This is a genomic window from Streptomyces sp. NBC_01571 (assembly GCF_026339875.1).
In the GTDB taxonomy this organism is placed as follows: domain Bacteria; phylum Actinomycetota; class Actinomycetes; order Streptomycetales; family Streptomycetaceae; genus Streptomyces.
In genome coordinates this window covers 5,223,172-5,243,390 of record NZ_JAPEPZ010000001.1, presented here as the reverse complement: position 1 = coordinate 5,243,390, position 20,219 = coordinate 5,223,172, and the positions used below count along the sequence as shown (strand labels likewise).

Below are 20,219 nucleotides of genomic sequence, written 5' to 3'. Positions count from 1 at the left end.
TCCGAAGGAGTAGGGGTCACTCCTAGCGTGGAGTCATGACCACACCCGTCTGCACCAGCGGTGCGAACGTCGCGACGCGGACCTTCCCGTACCCGTCGTATCCGTCCTACCCGTCGTTCGCGTCGTACATGAAGGCGCGTCAGCCGGTGCTGCTGCGTACCGCCCGGTCGCTGACCCCCAACCCGAGCGACGCGGAGGACCTGCTGCAGACCGCGCTGACCAAGACGTATGTCGCGTGGGAGCGGATCGAGGACCACCGGGCGCTCGACGGTTACGTACGGCGGGCGCTGCTGAACACCCGGACGTCGCAGTGGCGCAAGCGCAAGGTCGACGAGTTCGTGTGCGACGAGCTGCCGGAGCCCGAGGGGGTGCCGGCCGGGGACCCCGCCGAGCAGCAGGCGCTGCGTGACGCGATGTGGCGCGCGATCATGAAGCTGCCGGCGCGGCAGCGGGCCATGGTCGTCCTGCGGTACTACGAGGACCTGAGCGAGGCGCAGACGGCGGAGGTGCTCGGCGTCTCCGTCGGGACGGTGAAGTCGGCCGTGTCGCGGGCGCTCGGCAAGCTGCGTGAGGATCCCGAGCTGGAGCCCGTGCGCTGACACCGGACCGGTGTTCTGTGATCCCCCCGGTGGCCGTTCGGCCCCTGTGAGCTGATCGATCGCCCGGAACTAGTGACATACCGCGCGGTATGTGCGCAGAATCAGCGCAACCCTTAACACCGCGTAGGCAATGTCGCCCCCGGGAGGACGCCGTGCTGAGCACGATGCAGGACGTACCGCTGCTGATCTCGAGGATCCTGACCCACGGGTCGGCCATCCACGGCACATCACAGGTGATCACCTGGACGGGTGAGGGAGAGCCGCAGCGCCGTTCCTACGCCGAGATCGGCGTCCGTGCGGCCCAGTTGGCGCACGCGCTGCGCGAGGACCTCGGCGTCGTGGACGACGACCGAGTCGCGACCCTCATGTGGAACAACGCCGAGCACGTCGAGGCGTACTTCGCGATCCCCTCCATGGGCGCGGTCCTGCACACCCTCAACCTCCGCCTCCCCGCCGAGCAGTTGGTGTTCATCGTCCGGCACGCCGCCGACCGCGTGATCGTCGCCAACGGCTCCCTGCTGCCGCTGCTCGCACCCCTGCTCCCCCATCTGCCGACGGTGGAGCACGTCGTCGTGTCGGGTCCCGGCGACCGTTCACTGCTCGCCGGAGCGAGCGTGCGGGTGCACGAGTACGAGGAGCTCATCGCGGGGAAGCCGACCGCGTACGACTGGCCCGAGCTGGACGAACGCGCCGCCGCGGCCATGTGCTACACCTCCGGCACCACCGGCGACCCCAAGGGCGTCGTCTACTCCCACCGCTCGATCTACCTGCACTCCATGCAGGTCAACATGACCCAGTCGATGGGCCTCACCGACCAGGACACCTCCCTCGTCGTGGTCCCGCAGTTCCACGTCAACGCCTGGGGGCTGCCGCACGCCACGTTCATGTCCGGCGTGAACCTCCTCATGCCGGATCGTTTCCTCCAGCCGGCGCCGCTCGCCGAGATGATCGAGGCCGAACGGCCGACGCACGCCGCGGCCGTCCCCACCATCTGGCAGGGACTGCTCGGCGAACTGCACGCCAAGCCCCGGGACGTCTCCTCCCTCACCCAGGTCACGATCGGCGGCTCGGCCTGTCCGCCCTCGCTCATGGAGGCCTTCGACAAGCTGGGGATGCGGGTCTGCCACGCCTGGGGCATGACGGAGACGTCCCCGCTGGGCACCGTCGCCCGGCCGCCGGCCAGTGTCGTGGGCACCGCGGAGGAGTTCGCCTACCGCCTCACCCAGGGCCGTTTCCCGGCCGGTGTCGAGGCCCGTCTCACCGGCCCCGGCGGCGAACGGCTCCCCTGGGACGGCGAGTCCGCGGGCGAGCTGGAGGTGCGCGGTCCGTGGATCGCCGGCGCGTACTACGGCGGCCAGGGCACCGAACCCCTCCGGCCCGCCGACAAGTTCAGCGAGGACGGCTGGCTCAAGACCGGTGACGTCGGCACCATCAGCCACGACGGCTTCCTGACCCTCACCGACCGCGCCAAGGATGTCATCAAGTCGGGCGGCGAGTGGATCTCCTCGGTCGACCTGGAGAACGCGCTGATGTCCCACCCGGACGTCGCCGAGGCCGCCGTCGTCGCAGTCCCCGACGACAGGTGGGGCGAGCGCCCCCTCGCCACCGTCGTCCTCAGGGAGGGCTCCACCGCCGACTTCGCGACGCTGCGCGCCTTCCTCGCCACCGAGGGCAGGATCGCGAAGTGGCAGCTCCCCGAGCGCTGGACGATCATCGGGGCGGTCCCCAAGACGAGCGTCGGCAAGTTCGACAAGAAGGTGCTGCGCAGGCAGTACGCCGAGGGCGCGCTGGACGTGACCAGGCTCTGACCCCCCTACGCCGGGCGGGCGCCTCCACGGCTCCCCGCCCGGCATACGCACAGGTCATCACCGTACGGACGCCGGGGCCCCGCACACAGGCAGGGCCCTCCACGGACGCCGGAGCGCGCCGCGCGCGAGGTCAGTTGGTGCCGATCCGCGCCAGCAGGTCGACGATCCGGTCCTGCACCTCGGCGCTGGTCGAACGCTCGGCGAGGAACAGTACCGTCTCCCCCGCGGCGAGCCGCGGCAGTTCGGCCGGGTCGACCGCGGCGGTGTAGACGACGAGCGGGGTGCGGTTCAACTGCCCGTTCGCCCGCAGCCAGTCGACGATTCCGGCACGCCGGCGCCGTACCTGCATCAGATCCATCACGACCAGGTTCGGCCGCAGTTGCGAGGCCAGCGTCACCGCGTCCTCGTCCGTGGACGCCCGCGCGACCTGCATGCCGCGCCGCTCCAGGGTCGAGGTCAGCGCCAGCGCGATCTCCGCGTGCTCCTCGATGAGCAGCACGCGCGGCGGGTGCTGCTCGGAGTCCCGGGGCGCCAGCGCCTTCAGGAGTACGGCGGGATCGGCGCCGTATGCCGCCTCGCGCGTCGCCTGCCCGAGCCCCGCCGTCACCAGCACCGGCACCTCGGCGGCGACGGCGGCCTGGCGCAGCGACTGGAGTGCCGTGCGGGTGATCGGACCGGTCAGCGGGTCGACGAAGAGCGCGGCCGGGAACGCGGCGATCTGCGCGTCGACCTCCTCGCGCGAGTGCACGATGACGGGCCGGTACCCGCGGTCGCTCAGCGCCTGCTGGGTCGTCACGTCCGGAGCGGGCCACACCAGCAGCCGGCGCGGGTTGTCCAGCGGCTCGGGCGGCAGCTCGTCGTCCACCGGCCGCGGGTGCGGCTGGTCGGCGACCTCGACCGCGCCGCCGGGACCGTCCAGCGGCTCGGGGCCCTCGTCGGCGTTCTTGTCCGGGGCTCCTATGGCGTACGAACGTCCCGCGCCGTCGGTCGCGCCGGGCGGCCGGGCCCCGGGGGTCTGACCGGCCGTCGGGTGCGCACGGGCCGCGGTCTCCGGGCGCTCGACGACGGGCTCCGGGGGTGTACCGAGCTTGCGGCGGCGGCCGGAGCCGTTCGTCTGGTGCGGGGGAGGCGTGGCGGACTGCGGCTGCGACGGTGCCTGCGATCCGTTCGGGGCGGCCTGGCGGGCGAACGGGACCCCCTGCCCGAGCGTCCGCACGCTGATCGCCCGGCCCTGCGTCGAGTTGGGGTCGACGGGCGCGGCGGCCTCGGCGGGCAGCGGCTGGGCGATCCGTGCCTGCGCCTGCGGCTGGGGTCGCGTCGGGGGCTGGGGCTGCGCGGGCAGTTCGGGTGGCAGAGGGGCGCCCTGGGCAGGGCCCTCCGGCCGGAGCTGCGGCTGGGAGGCGGCCACGGCGGGAGGCACGGGGGCCGCGGGGGCGCCGGGCCGCACGGGGCTGGGGGCCCCGACACCGGAGGTGTCCTCGGTGTTCGGGGCCGGCCAGGCCTGGGGTGCCGCGGCCGCGGCGGGCCGGGCCTGCGCGGGGACGGCCTGTCCGGGGAGTCCCGGCATGGGGGGCGACTGTGCCGGGACGCCGCCCTGCGCGGGTGCTCCCGCAGGTCCGGGCCGGCCACCGGGCGGGACGGCACCCTGCTGGACCGGCGCCGACTGGACCTGGGGCGACGGGATCGCACCCGGCGCAACCGCACCCGGCGGGACCGTGCCCGGCTGGGCCGGAGCCGGCGCCTGCTGCGCGCGGCGCCGACCCGACGGCGCGGAAACGGGGTGCGGCTGGGGCGGGGTGTGCTCGTCGGCCGAGCCGGCGGACATCACGTCGTGACGGCCTTCGCCGCCGTGGACGTGCCCGGCGCCGACGGCGTCGCCGCCCTGCTCCAGGAGCCGCTGCTGGGCGAGTTGGGCCTGCTGCGCCTGCTGGGCCTGGATGTACTCGGGTGAACGGTCCGCGTCCGCGGGCGGAAGCGCGAACGCGGGACGGGCGCCGGTCTCCTGGGCGGCCGCGGCGCGTTCGGCCGCCGCGGCCAGCGCGCGCCGGCGCCGCCCGCCGGCCTGCGTACCGGAACCCTCGGCAGTCCCGCCGGCCTCGCGCAGACCCTGGTCGCCCGGTGCACCCTGAGCGTTCGGAGCGCCGGCGGCCACGGGCAGCGCGGGCGGCAGCGCGTGCTGTTCGCCGTCGCGCCGGGCACGCCGCCCGGACGACCCGGCCGGCCCGGACGGCACGGGCACTCCCTGCGGAGGCACCGTCCCACCCAGTCCCGTACCCACGGCAGCGGTCCCCGCCCCGTGCTCGCCCGCCATGACGACCGCGCCCTCGGAGACGGCCTCGGTCCCGCCGTCACCCGCGTCCTCGACGGCACTCGGCCGCCCGCGCCGACGGCCGGTACCACCCGAGCCGTCGTCACCGGAGAGCTCGGCGCCCGATCCCTGCGCGGGCACGGACACCTCGACGGCGCCCTGCTCGCCGGCCGCGCGCCGGCGGCGCCGTCCGGTGGGAGCGACCGCGCCGCTCTCGGTCGCCACCGGCTCCGCGGCGGCGACCTCGCTCTCCAGGAAGGCGTCCACGGAGGACCGCCGGGCGCGCCGCCTGCCACCGCCCTGGTGCGAGGCCTGCTCGGGCAGCGCGACCTCGGCGCCGGTGGAGACCGGGGCCTCGATCTGCGGCATGGCCGTGACGGGGGGCACGACCGCCCCGGCGCCGGTGCCGATCGGCACCTCCAGCACGAACGCGCTGCCGCTCATGCCGGGCACCTCGTGCGTCTGCAGCACACCGCCGTGCGCGCGCACGATCCCGCGCACGATCGGCTCGTGCACCGGGTCGCCCCCGGCGTACGGCCCGCGCACCTCGATCCGTACGACCTCGCCGCGCTGCGCCGCCGCGACCACGACGGTGTTGTCCATGTAGCCGCCCGCGGACACCGGCGTGTTGCCGGTCGCGTCGACGCCCGCGACGTCCGCGACGAGATGCGCGAGGGCCCTCGCCAGCAGCCCGGCGTCGACCTCGGCCTCGATGGGCGGCGCGTGCACGGCGAACTGCACGCGCCCGGGCCCGATCAGTTCGACGGCGCCGTCGACACCGGCCGCGACGACCGCGTCGAGCATGACGTTCGTACGGACGATCTGTTCGGCGCCGGAGTCGAGCCGCTGGTAGCCGAGCACGTTGTCGACCAGCGTCGTGATCCGCGAGTAGCCGGCGGCGAGGTGGTGCAGGACCTGGTTGGCCTCGGGCCACAGCTGACCGGCGTCGTCGGCGGCGAGCTTCGACAGTTCGCCGCGCAGCTGGTCGAGGGGCCCGCGCAGGGACTGCCCGAGCACGGCGAGCAGCTGGTCGTGCCGGGCGGCCAGCGCCTCGTAGCGGTCCTTCTCGCGCTCGCCGAGCGCCGCGTACCGCTCGTCGCCCGCGGCGAGTTCCTCCTCGTGGCTCTCGCGCACCTCGGCCAGTTCGGCCGCGTGCTGTTCGCGCAGCGCGTCGAGTTCCCCGGCGTGCTCCTCACCGATCCGCGCGAGCTCCTCGGCGTGCCGGGTGGCCTCGGTGTCCTTCTCCTCGACGAGGGTGTCGTACGGCCGGCGGTCGGTGAAGGTCATCACGGCGCCGACGAGCTGGTCCCCGTCCCGGACCGGAGCGGTCGTGAGGTCGACCGGGACCTTGGCCCCGGACTTGGACCACAGCACCTGCCCGCGCACCCGGTGCTTGCGCCCGGAGCGCAGGGTGTCGGCGAGCGGGGACTCCTCGTACGCGAAGGCCTCACCGTCGGCGCGCGAGTGCAGGATGAGGGAGTGCAGGTCCTGCCCGCCGAGGTCGCTGGCCCGGTATCCCAGTATCTGGGCGGCCGCCGGATTGACCAGAACGACCCGCCCCTCGGTGTCCGTCCCGACGACGCCCTCGGCCGCGGCCCGCAGGATCATCTCGGTCTGGCGCTGCGAACGCGCGAGTTCGGCCTCGGTGTCGACGGTGCCCGACAGATCGCGTACGACGAGCATGAGCAGTTCGTCGGCGGTGTAGCCGTGGCTGTCGTAGGCCTGCTGGCCGTCCTCCAGATTCGCGCTGGTGACCTCGACCGGGAACTCGCTCCCGTCGGTCCGCCGCGCGACCATCCGGGTCGGCTTGGTCCGCCCGCGCTCGTCGATGGTGTCGGGCCTGCGCATGGACCCGGGGATCAGCCGCGAGTCGAACTGGGGGAGCAGATCGAGCAGGCCCCGTCCCACCAGAGCGGTGCCCGGGGCCTCGAAGGCCTCCAGGGCGATGGTGTTGGCGTTGACGACGGTCCCATTGGCGTTGACCAGCACCAACGCGTCGGGCAGCGCGTCCAGTATGGCTGCGAGGCGAGCAGCGCCTCGGGATGGCCTGCTGCTCACGAGACGCTTCCTCCCTGTTACCGCACCTTGCCGACCGCGAGGGCCATCTTGCCAACCTGCCCGCAGCGTGTCACGCGAGGGAGTCTACGGGCAGAGGTTCCGCTCGCGATGCCGGATGAGAGGGAGGTCGCACGCAGAACCGACGCAGATGAGACGTAGAACCTGTGACTGTGCATTTCGCCCTCCCCCGAACCATGATCCTGCTATGCCCTCCGCCGGACCCCGGTGCGGTCCGGCAGTGGCCACCACGCCACCGTCCGGCAGCGGCAACCGCGCCACCGCACGCCGGGGTCCGGCAGCGGTACCGCGCTACTACGCACCGGTGTCCGGCAGCATCGGTACCAGGGCGTCCCAGCGGGCGATCTGGCACCCGTCGGCGCGGTCGAACCGGGCGTCGACGGGCCGGCCGGCCCAGGTCCCGGTCACGTGGGCGGTGGCCGGTCCCCCGTAGACCATCGTGCAGATCGTGCCGGGCGCGACGGGGGCGAAGGGGTCCTTCCCCCAGGTCGTCCGCCGGTCGAGCGTCTCGCACGCCTGCTCCGGGGCGGGGTGGCTGCCGCCGGCCGGATGACACCGCAGGTCGTACGTTCTGTCGCCGGTGCCTGTCAGGTGGCGGACGGTGACGGTCAGCCGGTCCCCGGAGTCGTCCGCGCGGACCGGCGGAGGCATCAGGACGGCGAGGACGGATCCCGTGCGGGGCGCCTGCGGACGCGTGGCCTCGCTGTGCCGGCCTTCTCCCGCCCCGGCGTCCGCGTGTGCGGCGGCGGGCACGGCGGACAGCACGGCGGAGACGGACACGGCGGTGGCGGCGGTGACGAACGCGAGCCGCGGGGAGAGGAGGAGCCGGGAGGAGAGAGGGGGCCGGGAGATGGTGACGGAAGGACGCGACATGACCTGACTAACGCCCCGCGCCCCACGCGGTTGCGCGACGCCCCGAGGGCCTGGGGGGCTTTGCTCTGCGGCCCGCCTGCCTAGTACCGTAGGAGCCGATTGGTGACAGCCCACCCGGCTGTGTCATCATCTGCAACGCACCACCCGCGCTCGCGCGGGCGGTAGTGCTGGAGGCGTCGCCTAGTCCGGTCTATGGCGCCGCACTGCTAATGCGGTTTGGGCCTTAAAGCCCATCGAGGGTTCAAATCCCTCCGCCTCCGCAGCAAGATCCGAAGCCCCGGTCCCTCTGGACCGGGGCTTCGGCGTTACGCCCCCCGGAAGCGCGTTTGCCCAGCTCACAAGGGGTGTGGCTAATGGATTTCACATGGCGGCGGCAGTCATGTAATGTTCTTCCTGTCGCCGCGAGCGGGTCAAAAGCCCGGAAGCGGGACAGCGATAGAACAACAGAACAGGCACTCGTAGCTTAACGGATAGAGCATCTGACTACGGATCAGAAGGTTGCAGGTTCGAATCCTGCCGAGTGCACACAGCTCAAAGGCCCCGCCGGTTGAACCGGCGGGGCCTTTGACATCAGCGGGTGACATCAACGCCCCGGACATCGCCGATCAGGATCATCTTTGACTCGCTGGGGAGGGCTTCGCCGCCCCTCCCGTGGGCGGCGGTACACGACCGTGCTGCACGCGCGTACGGATCACAGGACCGAGTTCGTGGTCGGGTAGCGGCTGGTCGGTGGATCGCGGGCGGTATGACGGTGTGTCTGTAGGGCCGAGCAGGGTGGCTGTGGGTTGATCTTCGGGCGGTCCCGGCAGGGGCCTGAACGTCAACCGACGTCCCGAGCGGTCCTCCCAGTAGCGGAGCACCAACACGGCACGGTCCTTGGCCGTCATCCGGCCAAGCCGTCCAGCAGGGCCATCCGCAGCTCAGCGTCCTGCCCCGGGCCGGCCGCGTCGGGAAGCCGGTCGCTGGGGCGCTCGGTGGAGCTGCGGGCGGCGCTGGGAGATGAAGGTCCGCACCAGCACGGTGTCGGCGTAGGCCACCGGGGATTCCGCACGGCTGATCCGCCGCCAGGAGCGGTACATCTTGGCGAGAGTTTCCTGAACCGGGTCCTCGGCGAGGTGCCAGTCACCTGTGAGCAGACAGGCGGTCCGGAACAGAGGCCCGCTGCGGGCGACTGCGAACTCCAGGTAGTCCGCGGGTGCTTCCCTCACCGTGTGTCCTTTCGTGGTCGAACGTCACCTCTTACACGCCGTGGGGGTCCCGCCGCGTTACACCCGACGGCTTCCGGAGCCGCGACATGGCGGTGGACGTGCCGCGTCCTGGGCGGAATCCGCGTTCTGCGTCGTCGGACCGGCGGCCCTCCCGGGTGGGGCTGGTTGCGACGAATCGATCCTTCTGTCGCCTATCGGGTGAACGTCGTTGATGTCCAGAGGAGTTGCCCGCTTCCTCGCCTAATTTCCGGCGTGGAGGTGATGCTCGATGTACGAGCAGGACGCGATCGACATCGACGACTTCGTGTCCGCGGCGACCGGCTCGCGGGTACGGAGGGTGACGTTGCCGGACGGAGAGCACTGGTTCGCGGCGTCGGACGTGGCCAGGGTTCTCGGGTACACGAACACCCGCCAAGCCCTTCTCCGGCATGTCGCGGCAGAGTGCCGGCAGAGTCTGGAGGATCTCGCGCGCGGCGTCCACGGAGCGGACGGCTTGAGCAGGATCGCGGGTCGCAGGCTCAAGAAGTCGATGAAGATGGTGAATCTGCAGGGGCTCGTCAGGCTCGTCGACGGGTGCGCCAAGCCCGCGTGCGAGCCCTTCAAGGCCTGGGTCGCCGAGACCGTCGTGACCGTCCAGCGCGACGGCTGCTACGCCCTCGAACCGGCCCCCGTGCAACCCGCCTCAGACGGGAGCGTCGCCTACGTCGTGCCTCAGCAGGTCGCCGATGCCCTCGTACGGTTCGAGGAGCGGAACATCCTGGTGGACGAGGAACTCGCGGCGCGGGCGGCGGCGCGCGACGAGTTGTCGGCCGAGCGCGACGCGCTGCCGGCCGGGGACAATCGGCCGGCGGCCCGGCGTGCACGGCCGGCGGCGGAGGCCACCCGGCCGCTGCGGGAGTCCGGCCATGGGCGGCGTGCGGTGACCCGGAGCCAGGACGCGCTCGCACGGGGCCACGAGGTGATCGGCCGGAGCCGGCAGATGATCGCCCGGAGCCAGGACGCGATGGCGGCCGCCCTGGGACGCGTGGCCGAGTCGTTGGACCGGATCGCCGGGCGGATGGGGGCGGGGGCCGAGAAGCCGCCGGTGATGACTCCGCGGGAGCGGTGAGGACACGGAGAGGCGTTCGAGGGGGGTGGGCGTGGGCGGCTCCGTGCGGGCGGGCCGGGCGCGTGTCAGTGGCAGCGCCTACGCTCGTGAGTGATGGCACAGACGTGGAGATGTTCGGGTCTGCGGTGGTCGGCGGGCGGTCCCGTGCTGGTGTGGGGTGGCGGGCGGGAGAGTGCGCTGTCCCCGGGGAAGCGTGTCGCCTTCGCCGTGGTGGCCGGCGGCGGCCGGACATGCGTGGGAGCCCGTGGGAACGCGTGCCCCGTGCGGGCGGCCGTGTCGGGGCGGAGCACGGGAGCGCGGTGCGAGGAGTGCGCGCGGCTGGACCGGGCGCACTCCGTGGCCGCCGACACGATGGCCGACGACCCGCGTCCGTACCGCGTGTACCTCGCCTGGTTCGGACCCGGGATGGTGAAGGTCGGGATCACCGGCTCGGCACGCGGTTCGGCGCGACTGCTGGAGCAGGGCGCCGTGTGTTTCAGCTGGCTGGGAGAGGGGCCGTTGATGGCCGCGCGGCGCACCGAGGAGTTGCTGCGGGCCGCGCTCGGGGTGCCGGACCGGATTCGGTACGCCGACAAGCGAAGGGTGCGGTCGGCGCTGCCGGACGCGGCCGAGCGGCTGGAGGAGATCCGGGAGCTGCACGCGCGCGTCGCGGCGCTCGACGGCTGGCCCGACTCCCTGGAGCGGGCGCCCTTCCGGGCCGTCGACCACGTCGGGGTGTTCGGGCTCGACGGAGTCCCGGCAGCCGTGGGCGCGGTGAGCGAGCTGACCGGCGGCGGCGCGGTGAGCGGAGAGCTGGTCGCCGCCGCGGGTCCCGATCTGCACCTGGCGACCGGGAAGGGCGTGGTCGTACTCGACACCCGGCTCATGACCGGGTGGGAACTGACCGCGGGAGCGAGCGGATTCACCGTGCCCGTACAGGAGTTCCGCGACGCGGAGGACGCCGTGGTCCAGGACGGGCTGTTCTGAGGATGCGCCCGGCCGGCCGGGGAGCGTGAGGTCAAGAGTCGGATCCCTTTGGCGTCCCTTTCGGAAAGGGGGTGGACCGGCAATGACACCGACGACCATCGTGGACGACATGAGCGATCAACCCCGGACACCTGTCGACGTCCAAGGTCATGTGGCCGGCGACGTCCCGACCGTCCTGCCCGACGCATCCGTCGCACCCGTCGCCGCCCCCGAACCCCCTTACCACGCGGTCGTCTTCACCTCCGTGAGAACCGAGGGGGACCACGGCTACGCCGAGACCGCCGAGCGCATGGGCGAGCTGGTGAGGGAGATCCCCGGATTCCTCGGGGAGGACTCCGCGCGGACGCCCGGCGGTCTCGGGATCACCGTCGCGTACTTCCGTGACCCGGCGGCCATCGAGCAGTGGCGCACCGACCTGGAGCACCTCGCCGCCCAGCGGCACGGACGCGAGCACTGGTACGAGACGTACTCCCTGCACGTCGCCAAGGTCGAGCGCAGCCACACGTTCCTGCGCGGCGGGGGGTCCGGGCGTGCGCACGGCTGACACGGAGGACGTACGGCGGTTCTGGGAGCGGCTGGGGCTCCCCGGGCTCGTCGACGTCCACACCCACTTCATGCCCGACCGGGTCCTGCGCAAGGTGTGGGACTACTTCGACGGCCTCGGCCCGCTGACCGGCGGCATCGAATGGCCCATCACCTACCGCGGCGACGAGGACGAACGGCTGTCGTTGATCCGGGGGTTCGGCGTACGGGCCTTCACGGCGATGCTCTATCCGCACAAGCCCGGCATGGCGCGATGGCTCAACTCCTGGGCCGTCGACTTCGCCCGGCGCACGCCCGACTGCCTCCACACCGCCACCCTCTTCCCCGAGCCGGGCGTCGAGACGTATGTGCGGGAGGCGGTGGAGCAGGGCGCCCGCGTCTTCAAGGCACACGTCCAGGTGGGCGCGTACGACCCGGCCGACCGGCTTCTCGACTCCAGTTGGGGGCTGCTCGCCGAGGCCGGGATCCCCGTCGTGATGCACTGCGGGTCCGGACCCACGCCCGGCAAGTACACCGGGCCCGAGCCCGCCGGCCGGGTCCTCGCCCGGCATCCCGGGCTGCGGCTGATCGTCGCGCACCTGGGGATGCCCGAGTACGAGGAGTTCCTCGCCCTCGGCGAGCGGTACGCGGAGGTACGGTTCGACACGACGATGGCGTTCACCGACTTCAGCGAGCGGCTCGCGCCGTTCCCACGGGAGGCGTCGGCCCGGCTCGCGGACCTCGGCGACCGGATCCTGCTCGGGACCGACTTCCCGAACATCCCGTATCCCTACGCCCATCAACTGCACGCCCTGGAACGGCTCGGCCTGGGGGACGACTGGCTGAGGGCGGTCTGCTACGAGAACGGCGCGCGACTCTTCGGGATCGCGCCCCCGTCCGGAGATGCCCGGGGCGGAGTTGCCCGCGGCGCCGAGTGATCTTCCCAGGGATTCCCTGAGAGGCACCTGTGTGTTTCTCAGAAAAATCACAGGTCTCCGAAAGGATGCTCTCAGCGGCGCCCAGCAAGGTGTCCGCTATGACCACGACCTCGCCCCAGGGGCGCACCGAACTGCTGAGGCCGGACGGGAGCCCCGTCCGAGTCCTGGTGGTGGACGACGAGTTGTCGATCACCGAGCTCCTGTCCATGGCCCTTCGCTACGAAGGGTGGCAGATCCGCAGCGCGGGGGACGGACAGGGCGCGGTGCAGAGCGCGCGCGAGTTCCGGCCCGACGCCGTGGTGCTGGACATGATGCTGCCCGACATGGACGGGCTCGCGGTCCTGGGGCGGCTGCGCCGTGAACTGCCGGACGTGCCCGTCCTCTTCCTCACCGCCAAGGACGCCGTCGAGGACCGCATCGCCGGTCTGACGGCCGGCGGCGACGACTACGTCACCAAACCGTTCAGCCTGGAAGAGGTCGTGGCCAGGCTGCGCGGGCTGATCCGCCGCTCCGGTGCCGCCGACCGGCGCTCCGACTCCACGCTGGTCGTCGGGGACCTCACTCTCGACGAGGACAGCCACGAGGTGTCCCGGGCCGGGGACAACATCCACCTCACCGCGACGGAGTTCGAACTGCTCCGGTTCCTCATGCGCAACCCCCGACGCGTGCTCAGCAAGGCACAGATACTCGACCGCGTGTGGTCCTACGACTTCGGCGGCCAGGCCAACGTCGTCGAGCTCTACATCTCGTATCTGCGCCGCAAGATAGACGCGGGGCGCGAGCCGATGATCCACACCCGGCGCGGAGCCGGTTACCTGATCAAGCCCGCGGTGTCATGAGCGGACGGCGACGGCCGCGTGCGCAGGGGCGGGGGAGACAGCCGCGCACACTGCGGACGCGGCTCGTCGTCTCCGCGGTGACGCTGATCGCGGTGGTGTGCGCGGTGATCGGGACGGTGACGACGTTCGCGCTGCGGTCGCATCTGTACCAGCAGCTGGACGGCACGCTGAGCGAGGTCGCCAAGCGCGCCACCGGCCCGTTCAAACCGGGGGGCGGGAACCAGGCCGGTGGCACCGGGATACCCCCGACCTCCTGGTCCGCGGGCGCCGGCATCGTGTCGACCGACGTCTTCGACTTCCTCACCAGGGGGCCGAACCAGGCGGACACCATCGGTGCCGTCGTGTCGAACGGCGTGATCACCCGGGCGGTCGTCTCCAAGGAGAACGCCACCGCCGTCGGCAGTGTCCAGGACATGGGCACCGAGGAGCTCGGCGCCGCCCAGAAGGCCGCGCTCGCCACCGTGCCGAGGACCGGCACGCACAACGTGGACGTCCCGGGCCTCGGCGAGTACCGCGCCGAGTACCGGGAAGGCCCCCGGGGCGCCTACTACGTCGCCATCCCCACCAGGACCGTCACCAACACCGTCAACACCCTGGTCCTCGTCGAGTTCAGCGTCACCGGCGCCGGTCTCGTCGCGGCGGGCATCGCCGGCAGTGTCCTGGTCGGGCTGGCCCTGCGCCCCCTGCGCAAGGTCGCCTCCACCGCCACCCGCGTCTCCGAACTGCCCCTGCACACCGGCGAGGTCACCCTCTACGAGCGCGTTCCCGAGTCCGAGGCCGACCCGCACACCGAGGTCGGCCAGGTCGGCGCCGCGCTCAACCGGATGCTCGACCACGTCCACGGCGCCCTGCACGCCCGTCAGCAGAGCGAGATGCGGGTGCGGCAGTTCGTCGCGGACGCCAGTCACGAGCTGCGTACGCCGCTCGCGTCGATCCGCGGCTATGCCGAGCTGACGAGACGCGGACGTGAGGAGACCGGGCCCGACACCCGGCACGCCCTCGGGCGGATCGAGTCGGAGGCCGGCCGGATGACCGGGCTGGTGGAGGACCTGCTGCTGCTCGCGCGCCTCGACGCCGGGCGCCCGCTCCAGTACGACGGCACCGACCTCGTACCGCTCGTCGTCGACGCCGTGAGCGACGCCCGGGCGGCGGGCCGGGACCACGACTGGCGGCTGGAGCTGCCGGACGAACCCGCGCTCGTCCTCGCGGACGCCGCCCGTCTGCAACAGGTCATGGTCAACCTGTTCGCGAACGCCAGAACGCACACCCCGCCCGGTACGACGGTCACCGCACGCGTGCACCGGCACGGGCCGTGGCTGTGCGTGGACGTCCAGGACGACGGACCCGGCATCCCGCCGGACCTGCTGCCCCGCGTCTTCGAACGCTTCGCGCGCGGTGACTCCTCGCGTTCCCGCGCCTCCGGCTCGACCGGCCTCGGGCTCGCCATCGTGCAGGCCGTCGCCTCCGCGCACGGGGGCGCCGTCACCGTCGACAGCGTGCCGGGCAGGACGGTGTTCACCCTGCACCTGCCCGCGCTCACCCACGACCCGATCGTGGAGACGACCGGGGAAACAAAGACGCAACGGCACTCACAGCCACAGCACAGCGCCACCACATGGGTGCAACAGGGCGTCTGACCAGAGTCGTTCCCATGCGAACCGACTCTTCTCCCGGCGACCTGCCGGCGCGGGAGCACCTCCCGGCCGGGTCCGCCGGTACGCCTGTCCTGGACGTAGTGATCCCCGTCTACAACGAGGAGAAGGACCTCCAGCGGTGTGTGGTGAGACTCCACGAGCATCTCGAGCGCACGTTCCCGTACGCGTTCCGCATCACGGTCGCGGACAACGCGTCGACGGACACCACTCCCCGGGTGGCCGCACGGCTGGAGTCGCAGATACCGGAGGTCCGGTCCTGCCGACTCGAACTGAAGGGCCGCGGGCGCGCGCTGCGCACCGTGTGGTCGGCCTCGGACGCCCCGGTCCTCGCCTACATGGACGTGGACCTGTCCACCGACCTCAACGCCCTGCTGCCGCTGGTGGCCCCGCTGATCTCCGGCCACTCCGACCTCGCCATCGGCTCGCGGCTCGCCCGGAGCTCGCGCGTGGTGCGCGGCGCCAAGCGGGAGTTCATCAGCCGCGGCTACAACCTGATCCTGCGCGGCTCGCTGCAGGCCCGCTTCTCGGACGCGCAGTGCGGCTTCAAGGCGATCCGCCGTGACGTCGCCCAGGTGCTGCTGCCGCTGATCGAGGACACCGGCTGGTTCTTCGACACCGAGATGCTGGTGCTCGCCGAGCGCGCCGGACTGCGCATCCACGAGGTGCCGGTCGACTGGGTCGACGACCCGGACTCGACCGTGCACATCGTGCGGACGGCGACCGACGACCTGAAGGGCGTGTGGCGTGTGGGGCGCGCCCTCGGCACCGGATCGCTGCCGCTCGACCGGCTCGCGCGCCCCTTCGGGGACGACCCGCGCGACCGCGACCTGACCGACGTGCCGGGGGGCCTCGCCCGTCAACTGGTCGGCTTCTGCGTGGTGGGCGCCCTGTCCACGCTCTTCTACCTGCTGCTCTACAGCGGCTTCCGGACCTTCTCGGGTTCACAGGTCGCCAACGCGCTCGCCCTGCTGGTCTCGGCCGTCGCCAACACCGCCGCCAACCGGCGGCTGACCTTCGGGGTCCGCGGCCGGGGCGGCGCGGTCCGTCACCAGGCGCAGGGCCTGGTCGTCTTCGGTATCGGCCTCGCGCTCACCAGCGGATCGCTCGCCGCGCTGAACGCGGCGACGAGCAGCCCCGCGCACTCCACCGAGCTGGCGGTACTGATCGCAGCCAACCTGGCGGCGACCGTGCTGCGGTTCCTGCTCTTCCGCGCCTGGGTCTTCCCGGACCGGCGCGACGGCACGTCCTCGACGGTGGTGGCGCAGCACACCCCGGCCGCGGCCCCGCCCCCGTACGACAACACCTGTGACAACGCCCACGACAACATCCGCGACAACGGCTACGACACCGACGGGTTCCGCGCCCGTGACGCCGCGGACCGCACCTGGGGGGACGCCACCGTGCAGTTGCAGCCGGTGCGCCCGTACGACCACGATCCGAGGGACGCACGATGACCACTCAGCCCGACACGAGCCACCAGCGCGACACGCATCCCTCCGCGGACCCGGCTCCCGCGCGACGCCCGTCGGCCGCGCAGGGGGGTACGGCCCCGCGGGAGTCCTCCGAACCCGGCGTCCTTCCCCGGTCCGGTGAGCCCGGGCGGCCCTTCCTCCACCGCGTCCGACGCGGCCGGCCCGAGGACCCGCGCTGGGTGCGCCCCGCCTTCGTCGGCCTGCTCGTCGCCACCGGTCTGCTCTACCTCTACGACCTGAGCGCCTCCGGCTACGCCAACTCCTTCTACTCGGCGGCCGTCCAGGCCGGCAGCCAGAGCTGGAAGGCCTTCTTCTTCGGCTCGCTCGACTCGGCCAACGCCATCACCGTCGACAAGCCCCCGGCCTCGCTGTGGCCGATGGCCCTGTCGGTGCGGATCTTCGGCCTCGGCTCGTGGGCGATCCTCGTCCCCGAGGTGCTCATGGGCGTCGCCACGGTCGGCGTCCTGTACGCGGCCGTACGCCGCCGGTTCAGCCCGGCGGCCGGTCTGATCGCGGGTGCGGTGTGCGCGCTGACTCCCGTCGCCGCGCTGATGTTCCGGTTCAACAACCCGGACGCGATGCTCGCGCTGCTGATGACCGTCACGGTCTACTGCGTGCTGCGCGGCCTGGAGGACGGCCGGACGAAGTGGCTGGTGTGGGCGGGCGTCGCGGTCGGCTTCGCGTTCCTCGCCAAGACGCTCCAGGCGTTCCTGATCCTGCCGTCGCTGGCCGTGCTTTACGCGGTGTGCGCGCAGGTGAGCCTGCGGAAACGGTTCGCGCAGATCGGGCTCTCGGCGGCGGCGATGCTCGTCGCCGGCGGCTGGTGGGTCGCGATCGTCGAGCTGTGGCCCGCGTCCTCCCGCCCCTACATCGGCGGCTCGCAGAACAACTCGTTCCTGGAACTGACCTTCGGCTACAACGGCCTCGGCCGCATCAGCGGAGACGAGACCGGCAGCGTCGGTGGCGGTGGCGGTGGCGCCGCCGGGCGGTGGGGTGAGACGGGCTGGGACCGGATGTTCAACTCCGAGATCGGCGGCCAGATCTCCTGGCTGCTCCCGGCGGCCCTGATCCTGCTGGTGGCCGGCATCGTCCTCACCCGGAAGGCGAGGCGGACCGACCTGACCCGCGGCTCGTTCCTGGCCTGGGGCGGCTCGCTGCTGATGACCGTGGCCGTCTTCAGCTACATGGCCGGCATCTTCCACCAGTACTACACGGTGGCCCTGGCCCCCTACATCGCGGCCGTCGTCGGCATGGGCGCGACGGTGCTGTGGGAGGAGCGGGGCAGGGTGTGGGCGTCGCTCACCCTGGCCGGCGCGGTCACCGCGTCCGCGGCCTGGGGGTACGTCCTCCTCAACCGCACCTCCGACTACCTGCCCTGGCTCAAGTGGCTGGTCCTCGTCGGCGGTCTGACGGGCGCGCTCGGTCTGATCTTCGTGACCCGGCTCGGCCGTCATCTGGCGCTCGCGGCAGCGGGGTTGGGCTTCGTGGCCGCGGTCGCCGGCCCGACGGCGTACACGCTCTCCACGGTGAACACCGGGCACTCCGGTTCCATCGTGACGGCCGGTCCGTCCGGGGCGAGCGTGACGGGCGGTCCCGGTGGCGGTGGCGGTATGCGGGGCGGCTTCCCCGGCGGCGGCCAGAACCAGCGGAACGGCAACGGCACCCAGCAGAACGGGCAGCAGGGCGGTGGCATGGGCGCGCCCCCGACGGGCGGCACCGGTGGCTTCCCGGGCCAGAACCAGCAGGGCGACGGGAGCACCCAGGGCAACGGCCGTGCCCAGGGCCGGAACCAGTGGGGCGGCATGCCCGGCGGTGGCACGGGTGGCGGCGGCATGGGCGCGGGTCCCGGCGCCGGCGGTCTGCTGAACGGCGCGAGCGTCGGCTCCGCGGCCAGGACGCTGCTGTCGAAGAACGCCGACGACTACACCTGGGCGGCCGCGGCCATCGGTTCCCAGAACTCGGCGAGCTACCAACTGGCCACCGGGAAACCGGTGATGGCGATCGGCGGCTTCAACGGCACCGACCCGTCCCCGACCCTGGCCCAGTTCAAGAAGTACGTGACCGACGGCAGGATCCACTACTTCATCTCGGGCGGCGGCATGGGTGGTGGCGGCATGGGCGGTGGCGGCGCCTCGGGCACCACCTCCACCTCCTCCCGGATCAGCTCGTGGGTCACGGCCAACTTCAAGAAGGTGACGGTCGGTTCGGCCACCTTCTACGACCTGACGCAGCCGACGAGCTGACCTGGAGGTCTTCGCCGGGCAGTGGTCCGGAGGTCTTCAACGGGGGCGGTGGTCCGGAGCGACGAGCTCCGGGCCACCGCCCGTTCCGTGGCCGCGGCGTTGCTACGGCGTGGGAGAGGGCAGACTCCGCGATGGCGGATTCCGTGGAGCGCGCGCTTAGCATCGGGAAGGACGGACGGGAGCGTTCCGGCCCGCCGTCGCGAGTGACCGCAGTCCCCGTTCCGAGGAAGGTACGCCATGGTGAGGGCAGCCGACCGGCCCAAGCGTCCGGCGCGGACCAGTGTCTGGCTGGAGGGCAAGGCCCCCCGGGGCGGTGCGGCACGCGGCGGCGGCCAGCCGTCGGGGCTCGACCGGGACCGCATCACCGAGGTCACGGTGCGGCTGCTGGACGCCGAGGGGATGGCGAGGTTCTCCATGCGCCGGCTGGCCGCCGAGCTGAACGTCACCGCGATGTCCGTGTACTGGTACGTGGACACCAAGGACGACCTGCTCGAACTCGCCCTCGACGCGGTCTTCGGTGAACTGGTGCTGCCCGACGCCGAGTCGGGCGAGGACTGGCGCGACCAGCTGCGCTCCGTGGCCTCCGGCTACCGCGCCCTGCTGGTCCGGCACCCCTGGGTGTCACCGCTCATCGGCACGTTTCTGAACATCGGCCCGCACTCCATGGCCTTCTCGCTCTGCGTCCAGAAGGTGGTCCGCAGCACGGGTCTTCCCCCGTACGGCCAGATGGGCGCGCTCTCGGCGGTCTTCCAGTTCGTGTACGGCTTCGGCACCATCGAGGGCCACTTCGTGCAGCGCTGCGCCTCGGCGGGCATGAGCCAGGAGGAGTACTTCCGCCAGGCCATGAGCACGATCAGTGAACAGCCGCAGTTCTCGGTCAACTTCGAGAGCGCCGCGGACCTGATGGAGGCACGCGGCGGCGACACGGTCGAGGAGATGCGCGAACGGGACTTCGCGTTCGCCCTGGAGACGCTGATCGCGGGCATCGAGACGATGGTGGCCCGCGGCGCGGACACGGCCTAGCCGTATCGCCCCGCGGCGGTCGGCGGCCGCCCGGCGGGGCGGACGCCGACCGCCGCGGCACCGGCGGTCTCGGGGTGCTCCCCGGCTACTCCTGGGACGCCAGACGCGCCGGGAAGCCGCCCGTCGCGACCGGGCCCCACTTCTCGGGCGTGACCCGGATGATCGACTTCCCCTGCTTGAGCATCGCCGCGCGGTACTCGTCCCAGTCCGGGTGCTCGCCCGCGATGTTCCGGTAGTACTCGACCAGCGGTTCGACGGAGTCCGGCGGGTCGATGACCTCGGCCGTGCCGTCGATCTGGACCCACGGCCCGTTCCACTCGTCGCTCAGCACGATCAGGCTGACCCGCTCGTCCCGCTTGGCGTTCCGGGTCTTGGCGCGCTCGGGGTACGTCGAGACGACGATGCGGCCGGCGTCGTCGACCCCGCAGGTCAACGGCGAGCCCTGGGGGCTGCCGTCGGCCCGGCGGGTGAGCAGGATGGCGCGGTGGCGGGGGCGGACGAAGTCGAGCAGTTCGTCGCGGGATACGGAGGTGTTCGTCGCGATGTTCGGTGCCATGGGGGCAGCCTAAGGGCTGTCCCGT

14 protein-coding genes, 2 tRNA genes and 1 pseudogene are annotated in these 20,219 nt (G+C 72.3%); 13 read left to right on the top strand and 4 right to left on the bottom strand.

Annotated elements, in window-relative coordinates:
- Nucleotides 1–35: 35 nt before the first annotated feature.
- The gene (locus tag OHB41_RS23600; RefSeq protein ID WP_266700202.1) at nucleotides 36–599 is read left to right on the top strand and encodes a SigE family RNA polymerase sigma factor; all 564 of its coding nucleotides are present in this window, start codon (nucleotides 36–38) and stop codon (nucleotides 597–599) included.
- A 164-nt stretch (nucleotides 600–763) separates the two neighbouring features.
- A complete protein-coding gene (locus tag OHB41_RS23595) occupies nucleotides 764–2,407 on the top strand; it encodes a long-chain fatty acid--CoA ligase (protein ID WP_266706072.1) in 1,644 nt (547 codons plus the stop codon).
- Between the two features lie 130 nt (nucleotides 2,408–2,537).
- On the opposite strand, the gene OHB41_RS23590 is transcribed toward OHB41_RS23595, so the two are convergent.
- On the bottom strand, nucleotides 2,538–6,773 hold the full coding sequence (locus tag OHB41_RS23590) for a hybrid sensor histidine kinase/response regulator (RefSeq protein WP_266700201.1): 4,236 nt from the start codon (nucleotides 6,771–6,773) through the stop codon (nucleotides 2,538–2,540).
- Nucleotides 6,774–7,085: 312 nt separating this feature from the next.
- On the bottom strand, nucleotides 7,086–7,664 hold the full coding sequence (locus OHB41_RS23585; RefSeq protein WP_266700200.1) for an SSI family serine proteinase inhibitor: 579 nt from the start codon (nucleotides 7,662–7,664) through the stop codon (nucleotides 7,086–7,088).
- Nucleotides 7,665–7,833: 169 nt separating this feature from the next.
- Between OHB41_RS23585 and OHB41_RS23580 the strand changes: the two genes are divergently transcribed.
- Nucleotides 7,834–7,924 (top strand) — tRNA-Ser (locus tag OHB41_RS23580).
- Nucleotides 7,925–8,116: 192 nt separating this feature from the next.
- A tRNA-Arg gene (locus OHB41_RS23575) sits at nucleotides 8,117–8,189 on the top strand.
- A gap of 308 nt (nucleotides 8,190–8,497) precedes the next feature.
- Here OHB41_RS23575 and OHB41_RS23570 read toward each other — a convergent pair.
- Nucleotides 8,498–8,872 (bottom strand): annotated as a pseudogene (locus OHB41_RS23570) (sigma factor); the annotation flags it as partial.
- 268 nt (nucleotides 8,873–9,140) lie between these two features.
- On the opposite strand from OHB41_RS23570, the gene OHB41_RS23565 reads away from it, so the two are divergent.
- From OHB41_RS23565 to OHB41_RS23525, 9 genes are all read left to right on the top strand, one after another.
- Nucleotides 9,141–9,980, top strand: a complete 840-nt coding sequence (locus OHB41_RS23565) for a BRO-N domain-containing protein (RefSeq protein WP_266700199.1) — start codon at nucleotides 9,141–9,143, stop codon at nucleotides 9,978–9,980.
- Between the two features lie 93 nt (nucleotides 9,981–10,073).
- Nucleotides 10,074–10,946, top strand: a complete 873-nt coding sequence (locus OHB41_RS23560) for a DUF2797 domain-containing protein (protein ID WP_266700198.1) — start codon at nucleotides 10,074–10,076, stop codon at nucleotides 10,944–10,946.
- A gap of 109 nt (nucleotides 10,947–11,055) precedes the next feature.
- Nucleotides 11,056–11,490 (top strand): antibiotic biosynthesis monooxygenase family protein, encoded by a 435-nt coding sequence (locus OHB41_RS23555; RefSeq protein WP_266700197.1) that lies wholly within the window; start codon nucleotides 11,056–11,058, stop codon nucleotides 11,488–11,490.
- Nucleotides 11,477–12,406 carry an amidohydrolase family protein gene (locus OHB41_RS23550; protein WP_266700196.1) on the top strand — a complete coding sequence of 310 codons (930 nt, stop codon included), beginning with the start codon at nucleotides 11,477–11,479 and terminating at the stop codon, nucleotides 12,404–12,406. The genes OHB41_RS23555 and OHB41_RS23550 overlap by 14 nt, the downstream gene beginning before the upstream one ends.
- A gap of 98 nt (nucleotides 12,407–12,504) precedes the next feature.
- Nucleotides 12,505–13,245, top strand: coding sequence for a response regulator transcription factor (locus OHB41_RS23545; RefSeq protein WP_266700195.1), 741 nt, complete (start codon nucleotides 12,505–12,507; stop codon nucleotides 13,243–13,245).
- Nucleotides 13,242–14,882 carry a sensor histidine kinase gene (locus tag OHB41_RS23540; protein ID WP_266700194.1) on the top strand — a complete coding sequence of 547 codons (1,641 nt, stop codon included), beginning with the start codon at nucleotides 13,242–13,244 and terminating at the stop codon, nucleotides 14,880–14,882. Before OHB41_RS23545 ends, OHB41_RS23540 begins: the two co-directional genes overlap by 4 nt.
- A gap of 14 nt (nucleotides 14,883–14,896) precedes the next feature.
- The gene (locus tag OHB41_RS23535) at nucleotides 14,897–16,354 is read left to right on the top strand and encodes a bifunctional glycosyltransferase family 2/GtrA family protein (protein ID WP_266700193.1); all 1,458 of its coding nucleotides are present in this window, start codon (nucleotides 14,897–14,899) and stop codon (nucleotides 16,352–16,354) included.
- Nucleotides 16,351–18,615: a glycosyltransferase family 39 protein gene (locus OHB41_RS23530; protein ID WP_266700192.1), complete on the top strand. Its 2,265-nt coding sequence runs from the start codon at nucleotides 16,351–16,353 to the stop codon at nucleotides 18,613–18,615. Before OHB41_RS23535 ends, OHB41_RS23530 begins: the two co-directional genes overlap by 4 nt.
- Nucleotides 18,616–18,852: 237 nt before the next feature.
- A complete protein-coding gene (locus tag OHB41_RS23525; RefSeq protein WP_266700191.1) occupies nucleotides 18,853–19,638 on the top strand; it encodes a TetR/AcrR family transcriptional regulator in 786 nt (261 codons plus the stop codon).
- 85 nt (nucleotides 19,639–19,723) lie between these two features.
- Here the strand turns inward: OHB41_RS23525 and OHB41_RS23520 are convergent, their stop codons facing one another.
- Nucleotides 19,724–20,194 carry a PPOX class F420-dependent oxidoreductase gene (locus tag OHB41_RS23520; RefSeq protein ID WP_266700190.1) on the bottom strand — a complete coding sequence of 157 codons (471 nt, stop codon included), beginning with the start codon at nucleotides 20,192–20,194 and terminating at the stop codon, nucleotides 19,724–19,726.
- Nucleotides 20,195–20,219: the final 25 nt, after the last annotated feature.

Excerpts from the sequence above, each read along its gene's own strand:
- OHB41_RS23600 (WP_266700202.1), top strand. The coding sequence starts at position 36 with ATGACCACACCCGTCTGCACCAGCGGTGCGAACGTCGCGACGCGGACC.
- OHB41_RS23595 (WP_266706072.1), top strand. The coding sequence starts at position 764 with ATGCAGGACGTACCGCTGCTGATCTCGAGGATCCTGACCCACGGGTCG.
- OHB41_RS23585 (WP_266700200.1), bottom strand. The coding sequence starts at position 7,664 with ATGTCGCGTCCTTCCGTCACCATCTCCCGGCCCCCTCTCTCCTCCCGG.
- OHB41_RS23565 (WP_266700199.1), top strand. The coding sequence starts at position 9,141 with ATGTACGAGCAGGACGCGATCGACATCGACGACTTCGTGTCCGCGGCG.
- OHB41_RS23560 (WP_266700198.1), top strand. The coding sequence starts at position 10,074 with ATGGCACAGACGTGGAGATGTTCGGGTCTGCGGTGGTCGGCGGGCGGT.
- OHB41_RS23555 (WP_266700197.1), top strand. The coding sequence starts at position 11,056 with ATGAGCGATCAACCCCGGACACCTGTCGACGTCCAAGGTCATGTGGCC.
- OHB41_RS23545 (WP_266700195.1), top strand. The coding sequence starts at position 12,505 with ATGACCACGACCTCGCCCCAGGGGCGCACCGAACTGCTGAGGCCGGAC.
- OHB41_RS23540 (WP_266700194.1), top strand. The coding sequence starts at position 13,242 with ATGAGCGGACGGCGACGGCCGCGTGCGCAGGGGCGGGGGAGACAGCCG.
- OHB41_RS23535 (WP_266700193.1), top strand. The coding sequence starts at position 14,897 with ATGCGAACCGACTCTTCTCCCGGCGACCTGCCGGCGCGGGAGCACCTC.
- OHB41_RS23530 (WP_266700192.1), top strand. The coding sequence starts at position 16,351 with ATGACCACTCAGCCCGACACGAGCCACCAGCGCGACACGCATCCCTCC.
- OHB41_RS23525 (WP_266700191.1), top strand. The coding sequence starts at position 18,853 with ATGGTGAGGGCAGCCGACCGGCCCAAGCGTCCGGCGCGGACCAGTGTC.
- OHB41_RS23520 (WP_266700190.1), bottom strand. The coding sequence starts at position 20,194 with ATGGCACCGAACATCGCGACGAACACCTCCGTATCCCGCGACGAACTG.